Origin of the sequence: Geminocystis sp. CENA526 (genome assembly GCF_050753365.1) — a bacterium.
Taxonomy (GTDB): domain Bacteria; phylum Cyanobacteriota; class Cyanobacteriia; order Cyanobacteriales; family Cyanobacteriaceae; genus Geminocystis.
This window is the reverse complement of the sequence record NZ_JBLZFY010000028.1, coordinates 35,334-43,335: the sequence shown is the minus strand read 5'-3', so window position 1 is coordinate 43,335 and position 8,002 is coordinate 35,334. Positions and strand designations below refer to the sequence as shown.

Sequence of the window (8,002 nt, the reverse complement as noted above, 5' to 3'; positions counted from 1 at the left end):
CCCCTCTTCCCCCTCTCCACCCTCTTCCCCCTCTTCCCCCTCTTTGCCTTTTCCTAATCATCTTCACCATTTTATGGTTCACTCAGGTTGCTTATTGAGGGATAATAACCGATAATTAAAACAAATGTGATTATCAAAGAATTTTAAAATATGCCTGATTTTCTCTTAGAAATTAGTACAGAAGAACTACCTGCGGATTTTATTGATAGTGCCATCAGTCAATGGCAAAGTAAAATTAAACAAAATTTGACTGATGAGTTTTTGAACCCAAAAGATGTTAAGATTTACGGTACTCCGAGAAGATTAGCTGTATTGATAGAAGGATTAGAAAGTAAACAGCTCGATCGAGAAGAAGAAATTAAAGGACCTCCTGTGGCTAGTGCATTCAAAGATGGTAAAATTACCCCTGCGGGGGAAGGTTTTGCCCGTAAACAAGGAGTAAATGTCGAGGATTTTCACATCAAAGCGACAGAAAAGGGAGAGTTTATCTTTGTCAATAAAAAAATAGAAGGCAAGGAAACCACCGCCATTTTAGAGAATTTAATACTCCAATGGATTACTAAATTAGAAGGTAGAAGGTTTATGCGTTGGGGTGATGGAGATGTGCGCTTTCCTCGTCCTATTCGTGGTATTGTTGCTCTTTGGGATAAAGAAGTTTTACCTATTCAATTAGTCAATGGTTCAGTTACCTTAAACAGCGATCGAGTTACAACAGGACATCGTATTTTAAACCCCTCCCCCGTTACCATTGATGCACCTGATAAATATATAGACTCCCTAGAAAAAGCATCAGTTTTAGCGGATGTTAACACCAGAAAAACGAAGATAGAAGGGGAAATCAAGATTTTAGCGGATACGGTAGGGGGAAAAGCGGAAATTTACCCCGATTTGTTGACAGAAGTGACGAATTTAGTTGAGTATCCCACCGCCGTTTTAGGCAAATTTGAACCCGAATTTTTAGCACTTCCTGCTGAAGTTATTAGTACTGTGATGGTGACACATCAGCGTTATTTTCCCATTAGAGACGAAAAAGGGCAATTATTACCTTATTTTATCACGATTTCTAATGGTGATCCCAAAAAATCTGATATTATTGCCACAGGAAACGCTAAAGTTATTCGGGCAAGGTTAGCCGATGCACAATTTTTCTATCAAGCGGATTGTGATGAGCATTTAGAGACTTATTTGCCACAATTAGAAACGGTGACTTTTCAGGAAGATTTAGGCTCAATGCACGATAAAGTTAACCGTATCATTGCTATTAGTCAACAAATTGCGGAACAATTAAACCTTGATGAAGCACAACGTACCGAAGTGGAAAGCACTGCTTCTTTATGTAAAGCGGATTTAGTTACCCAGATGGTGTATGAATTTCCTGAGTTGCAAGGGGTTATGGGAGAAAAATATGCCCTTGTTAGTGGAGAGTCGGCTACGGTAGCGAAGGGAATTTTTGAGCATTATTTACCGAGAAATGCAGGAGATATGATGCCAGAAACTCTTAATGGGCAAGTAGTGGGCATTAGCGATCGATTAGACACCATAGTTAGTATAATTGGTTTAGGTATGATTCCTACGGGTTCGAGTGATCCTTTTGCCTTAAGACGATCGGCGAATGCTATCATTAACATCACATGGTATGGTAATCTTCAGCTTAATTTGTTGACATTATTAACTCAAGCCTGTGAAGAATTTGTCACTGCACATCCAAAAAAAGACTCTCCTTTAAACATCATTAAAGAGTTTTTTGTGCAAAGAATTAATACTCTTTTACAAGACGAATTAAACATCGATTATGATTTAGTTAATGCCGTGTTAGGTGACAATGATGCTGAGTATATAGAAAGGGCATTAAACAATTTATTAGATGTAAGAGATCGAGCTTTATTTTTACAGAAAATTCGTAATGAAGGTACTTTAGCGAACATTTATGAAACTGTCAATCGATCGACCAAATTAGCCTCTAAAGGTAGTTTAAACAGCCAAGAATTAACACCTAATAATGTGATTAATCCAGATTTATTTGAGTCTATTTCTGAACAAGAATTATATCAAGGTTTACTAGAATTAGCACCCATTAGTCAACAGGCAAAAAGTGAAAGTAACTATCAATTATTAACGGATGCTTTACTAAAAATTAATCCCCAAGTAAGCAACTTTTTTGATGGTGAAAATAGCGTTTTAGTTATGGCAGACAATGAAGAAGTGAAAAATAATCGCCTTAATTTGTTAGGTTTATTGCGCAATTATAGTCGCATCCTAGCTGACTTTGGTTCGATCGTCAAGTAGCACCAAGTTCGGACAATGAGTTACATTGATTTTGTAGGTTGGGTTAGTGATAACGTAACCCAACAAAATGTTATAAACCTTTATCTAGGGTTTGCTGAAAAAGTATTTTGATGAAGATAGGGAAGAGCGGATTTGGGAAAAGGGAAAAGGGAAGAGTAAACTTAGATGCGCCTTACTTTAGTAATCATTTTCATCCACTCGACGATTACGCCATACTTGCCAAGCGGTATAAATCAATAATAAGGTTGCCCCCAAAGCATAAACTCCACCACTAGGAAAACCAGAAAACACAAGGGCAAAACTACCCACCCACAAGGTTAAAGCATAGATAAACAACACTGTTAATCGTTGGGAAATTCCAGCTTTTAAAAGACGATGGTGTAAATGACGGTTATCTGCTAAAAATGGTGATTTGCCTTGCGCCACTCTCGAAAAAATTACCCAAGACATATCTAAAATCGGTACAGCTAAAATAATATAGGGTAAAATTACAGCAGTGACGGCGGCGGTTTTCGCTAAACCAATGACACCCACTCCTGCTAACATGAATCCCATAAAATAAGCCCCCCCGTCACCCATAAATATCTCGGCAGGGTTGAAGTTATATTTTAAAAATCCTAATGCACCTCCTGCTAAAGCGGCAGCGAGTAAGGCGGCAGCTGGTTGATTCATAAATAAACTGACAATCAACATGACAACAGCACCAATACCACATACCCCCGCCGCTAATCCGTCTAAACCATCAATCCAGTTAATAGCGTTTACCATGCCTACTAACCAAATTACCGTAATGGGAAGACTCAACCACCACATATCAATATTAATTAGATGCCCAAAGGGGATAGTAAAAAATTCGATTCTGACTCCTTTATACCATGCAAAACTAGCCACGATCGACTGCATAATTAAACGAGAGGAGGGAGAAAGATTAAATAAATCATCGGCTAAACCGATAAAAAAGAAAAATATTGCCCCTATTGTTACCCCCCAAATTTCGGCATCTTTTTCGGGTGGCAATACTCCAAAACCTCCTAACCACCATACTATTAATAATCCTGCTGTTGTACCTGCAAATATTGCTACTCCTCCTATGCGTACGATGGGTTTCCTATGTACTTTACGAGGATCAGGTTTGTCCACATGGCCACTTTTTAAGCCAATAGTTTTAACAACAGGCGTACTCCACAATACAACATTCATGGATACAAGAAAAGCGATAAGGTGATAAATTTCGTTGGTATAGGATGATGCACCATTCATGGGTTTGGTAAATTGAAGAATATTGAGATAAATGCCATATAAATCATAGCTTTATTAAGTAATATTAACTTGATTTGGTTATGGCTTTTTTTTAATCATTAACAATTAAAAGTTATCAATTATAATACTATTGTCTTGTTTTTCCTGTAAAGCGGTGTTTAAAGCATTGTCAGCTACTTCAATTAGGATATTAGCAGGTAAAGCCTGACTGGGAATCCCCGTAGCAATGCCAAAACTGAAACTAATATATTCGCTAAAATCTGAGTAATGGTGAGGTATTTGCAAATCTTTGATTTTTTTGTTAATTATTTCTGCAACTTTTTGCGCACCATCTTGATCTGTATTTGGTAGTAATATGGCAAATTTACCCTGATTAAATTTTCCCACACAATCCCCCGGTCTTTTGACAGTGGATTTAATCATACTGCCAATAATATTTAAACAATTATCAATTAAGTCTTTATCATGGTTTTCTTGATAGTTTTGAAAATCGTTAATTCCTGCCATAATTAAAGAGATATTTGTCCCTGCTAAATCTCCAAAATTCGATCGTTGTCTTGCCCCTCTTAACCATTCTTGGGTTAAATTTTTCTCAAATTCTTCTTGATGTGGTAAACTGCTCGATCGATCTTCTTGATTAATTTTTGCTAACTCTAATTTAGCTTTTTCTAGGGCTAATTTTAGTTTTTGATAATGGGGAATTAATTTATGAAGTTGATTAGTCTTTTCTGTTAATTCTTTACGCAGACTTTTTAGTTGTATCTGCATTGATATTTTATGGAGTATTTCGGCACTACTAAAAGGATAACTTATATAATCAGAGCCACCAGCATTAAACATGGTTTCAGCATCAAAATAACGTTGATCTCTATTAATAAAAATAACAGGGATATTTTCTCCCATTTCTAAGAGTTTAATTTTTTTACAAACTAAATAAACATCTTTATCTTTAAAAGTCGCATTTATTAAAACAACATCAGGATATTCACTATTAATTAAGTCTAAAAGTACAGGTTCTTCATCCGTAATAACTACTTTATAATTAGCCTCATGAAGTAGTCTTAAAAAAAACTGACTTTGTTCTTCTAAATCATCTAAAATAATAATTTTTTTGCTCATAATTTATGACTTGAATATTTATATAGCAATCACCGAATCAGTTATGATAAATTAATCGTTATAAAAATATGGAAAATACCATAACTATTCCCTATTCTCTTTTAAGATAAGATAATTCTCACAATCATAACTGATATAGCAATCCTAAATCATTCGTGAGAATTTGTTAGTTCAATTTATTGAACGATAAATGTTAGCTGTGGAATTTATTAGACATCTCCAGAAATGAAAAATTAAATCAATTTAGATATTGAAATCGTTAAATTAATATAGTTTATCGTCATTTTTAATCTGGTAAAAATAATTATTGGAGAAGTCTATTACACAGCGAGTTATTAGTTAAAACCATTATCCCAACGTGTAATGAATTACACGTCTAATAGCGATCGTTAAATAAATTTAACTCAATTTTCCCAAAAATATCACTGTTTTTCACAATAATTGATTTTCTAACCTAAAAAATGGCTAGATTTTTTGTTAATTATAGTTTTGAGTTAAATCAAATTTTGAGTGAAAAATTACATCGTAATCATTTACATTTTGAACACCCTAGGTTAAGGGGATAAAATTCTTATAAATCAGATAAGAATGCTATAATTATATTTTAACAAAATATTTAGGGTTTGCTGAATAAATCAAAAAGCTATTAAAATCAAAGGTTTAGACACACTATATTCGCCAAAAAAAAGTGTACATTTTTGACAATTTTTAGTCAAAAACTAGGCACAAAAACACAAATCTCTGCCTAGCATTATCAATAAACTTAAATTCAAACTGGCTTAACAAAGTTTTTCGAGGCTTTTTTGCTCAATATCTGTTAATTCTCGCCATTGTCCGGGGGCTAATCCTGTTAAACTTAATTCTATACTAGGATTGATGCCAATTTTCACCCTGACTAATCTTAACGTAGGATGTCCTACTGATGCTGTCATTTTTCTTACTTGACGATTACGCCCTTCTGTTAATTGTAACTCTATCCATGCTGTAGGGATTTCTTTTCGGTAACGAATGGGAGGATTACGAGGTGGTAATTGTGGTTCATTCATTAGTAATTTTGCCGTTGCTTTTTTGGTTTTTTTCCCTTGAATGACGACTCCCGTTTCTAACTGTCGTAAGGCTTGAATAGAAGGGATATTTTCCACTTGACTCCAATAGGTGCGCGGATGGGCAAAACTAGGTTCACAAAGACGATGTTTTACTCTATTATTGTCAGTTAATAACAATAAACCTTCACTGTCAAAATCTAATCGTCCTACGGAATAAATATTCGGGATATTAATATAGTTTTTCAAGGTTTCTCTATTATGAGGGGTGTTATCCGTAAACTGACACATTACATGATAGGGTTTATAAAATAAAATATATTTATACTTCATTAATCACTAACAATTTTAAGATTCAATAGAATTTTATCAGAGAATAAGGGTTCGATCGAGCTTACAATGTGACAAAAATAAAGGCTCTTTTACTTTAAGTATAATTTGTTCTTGACATTTCAAAAATAGTTGATATACTTTCTTAATCATCGATCGTATAACTATGGGATTGATGAAATAATGATAAAGTGCTTAAATAAAACAAAATTTTAATTTTGCTCAGTAAACTTAAAGATTTTTTTGAATTAATTATTCTCAATTAGGTATTTTGTCATGGGGTATTAAATTTTAGGAGTTGTTAAAATATTTCAGTGTCTATTTTTAATTATAATTCGGTTAATTCAGAGATAAATAGTAATTTACAAGGGGATAATTATTCCCCTGTTTTGGTGTTAAAAGAATTAGTTGCCAGTTTACAAAAAGAACAAAATAAAATCCAAAATTTACTAAGTTCTTTAAGTTTTGCTCTGCGTAGTTTTAATAATTTGAATCAGTTTTTAGAGTTAACTCCTTTAATGATAGCAAGAGTTACCGATGGTGAAGGGGGAGTTTTAATCCTTTATGATAAAAAAAATCAGGTAAAATTAGAGCAAATTTATTGTCAAAATAATCAATATAGAGAAAAAATAGTTAAGGCTTTTGAAACTGTCGTAGAAGATATTAATTATTATCAAAAAAAACTAGAAAAACAAGATATTTACCATAATCAAACTGATTCTTTTTCTGTATTAGTACAAGATAAGTTTCAAGAAAAATTATCCCATTTTTTAAAAATTTTTAGTACCCCTATTTTAATTAAAAATATTGAAAGGGGAAGATTATACGTTTTCAGTCAAGATTCTAATTATTTATGGACTCAAACTCGTAAAAAATTAGCTCAATTAGTAGCTGATCAAACGGCAGTGGCGATCGCCAACCATGAATTGACGGTTGAATTACGATCGAAAGAACGTCAAGATCGAGAATTAGAGATAGCCTCAGAAATCCAATCCAGATTATTACCGAGAAAATGTCCTGTTATCAAAGGCTTACAGATAGCCGCCAAATGTGAAACTGCTAATCGAGTTGGGGGGGATTATTATGATTTTATCCCCGTTAATTATGATCAATGGAATGAGAGTACATCAGAACTTTCTAATGCTCCTTGTGAACCATGGAGTATTGTAATCGGTGATGTCATGGGGAAAGGAGTACCAGCAGGGTTAATTATGACTATGACGAGGGGAATGTTACGAGCGGAGGTATTGAATCGTCATTCTCCTGCAAGAGTATTAGAACATTTGAATAGGGTTATGTATGCGGATTTAGAAAATTCTCATCGTTTCGTGACTCTATTTTATTCAGAATATGATCCTCAAAGTCAAACTTTACGCTATGCAAACGCCGCTCATAATCCCCCTTTATTATGGCGTAAAAAAGAACAAAAAATTATTCGTTTAGACACAGACGGAATGTTGATTGGGTTGCAATCTGATTCTCAGTATGAAGACAATTTTATTAACTTAGAATTGAATGATATTATCCTCTACTATACCGATGGTTTAACCGATGCAGTGAATCAAAATAACAAGAGATTTGACGAAGAAAATTTACATATTTGTTTTGATTATGCTTGTAAAAATTATGATTCTTCGGAGGAAATTCTTAATTATATTTTCCGTAAAATTGAAGAATTTATTGGTGTTGGTCACAAAAATACAGATGATATGACTTTGATTATCGCTAAATTTAATCCTAATGATTCAATTACCTGCAATATATAGCAGTCAGTTATGAGTTGTGAGAATTATCTTATTCTAAAAGGGAATAGGCAATGGGCAATAGTGATGCTATTTTCTATATTTTTTCTAATAATTGATTTCTCATAAATTATTCCTGATTGCTATAGATAGATATAAGAGTAATTAAAGTTAACCCAAATTCCCTCAGCAAACACTAATATTTTTTGTGCTTCGGGCTTC

At 33.7% G+C, this 8,002-nt stretch carries 5 protein-coding genes; 2 read left to right on the top strand and 3 right to left on the bottom strand.

Features of this window, described 5'->3' with window-relative positions; all coding sequences use genetic code 11:
- The first annotated feature begins 150 nt into the window (after positions 1-150).
- Entirely contained in the window at positions 151-2,286 is a 2,136-nt protein-coding gene (gene glyS / locus ACN4EE_RS10015) for a glycine--tRNA ligase subunit beta (RefSeq protein ID WP_431706298.1), read from the top strand.
- A 177-nt stretch (positions 2,287-2,463) separates the two neighbouring features.
- Here glyS and ACN4EE_RS10010 read toward each other — a convergent pair whose 3' ends face one another.
- The 3 genes from ACN4EE_RS10010 to ACN4EE_RS10000 all read right to left on the bottom strand — a co-directional run bounded on the left by ACN4EE_RS10010 (position 2,464) and on the right by ACN4EE_RS10000 (position 6,041).
- Positions 2,464-3,546: an MraY family glycosyltransferase gene (locus ACN4EE_RS10010; protein ID WP_431706297.1), complete on the bottom strand. Its 1,083-nt coding sequence runs from the start codon at positions 3,544-3,546 to the stop codon at positions 2,464-2,466.
- A 105-nt stretch (positions 3,547-3,651) separates the two neighbouring features.
- Positions 3,652-4,665, bottom strand: a complete 1,014-nt coding sequence (locus tag ACN4EE_RS10005; protein WP_431706296.1) for a diguanylate cyclase domain-containing protein — start codon at positions 4,663-4,665, stop codon at positions 3,652-3,654.
- A gap of 779 nt (positions 4,666-5,444) precedes the next feature.
- A complete protein-coding gene (locus ACN4EE_RS10000) occupies positions 5,445-6,041 on the bottom strand; it encodes a pseudouridine synthase (protein WP_431706295.1) in 597 nt (198 codons plus the stop codon).
- A 317-nt stretch (positions 6,042-6,358) separates the two neighbouring features.
- Between ACN4EE_RS10000 and ACN4EE_RS09995 the strand changes: the two genes are divergently transcribed.
- Positions 6,359-7,804, top strand: a complete 1,446-nt coding sequence (locus ACN4EE_RS09995) for a GAF domain-containing SpoIIE family protein phosphatase (protein WP_431706300.1) — start codon at positions 6,359-6,361, stop codon at positions 7,802-7,804.
- The last annotated feature ends 198 nt before the right edge of the window (positions 7,805-8,002 follow it).

Excerpts from the sequence above, each read along its gene's own strand:
- glyS (WP_431706298.1), top strand. The coding sequence starts at position 151 with ATGCCTGATTTTCTCTTAGAAATTAGTACAGAAGAACTACCTGCGGAT.
- ACN4EE_RS10010 (WP_431706297.1), bottom strand. The coding sequence starts at position 3,546 with ATGAATGGTGCATCATCCTATACCAACGAAATTTATCACCTTATCGCT.
- ACN4EE_RS10005 (WP_431706296.1), bottom strand. The coding sequence starts at position 4,665 with ATGAGCAAAAAAATTATTATTTTAGATGATTTAGAAGAACAAAGTCAG.
- ACN4EE_RS10000 (WP_431706295.1), bottom strand. The coding sequence starts at position 6,041 with ATGAAGTATAAATATATTTTATTTTATAAACCCTATCATGTAATGTGT.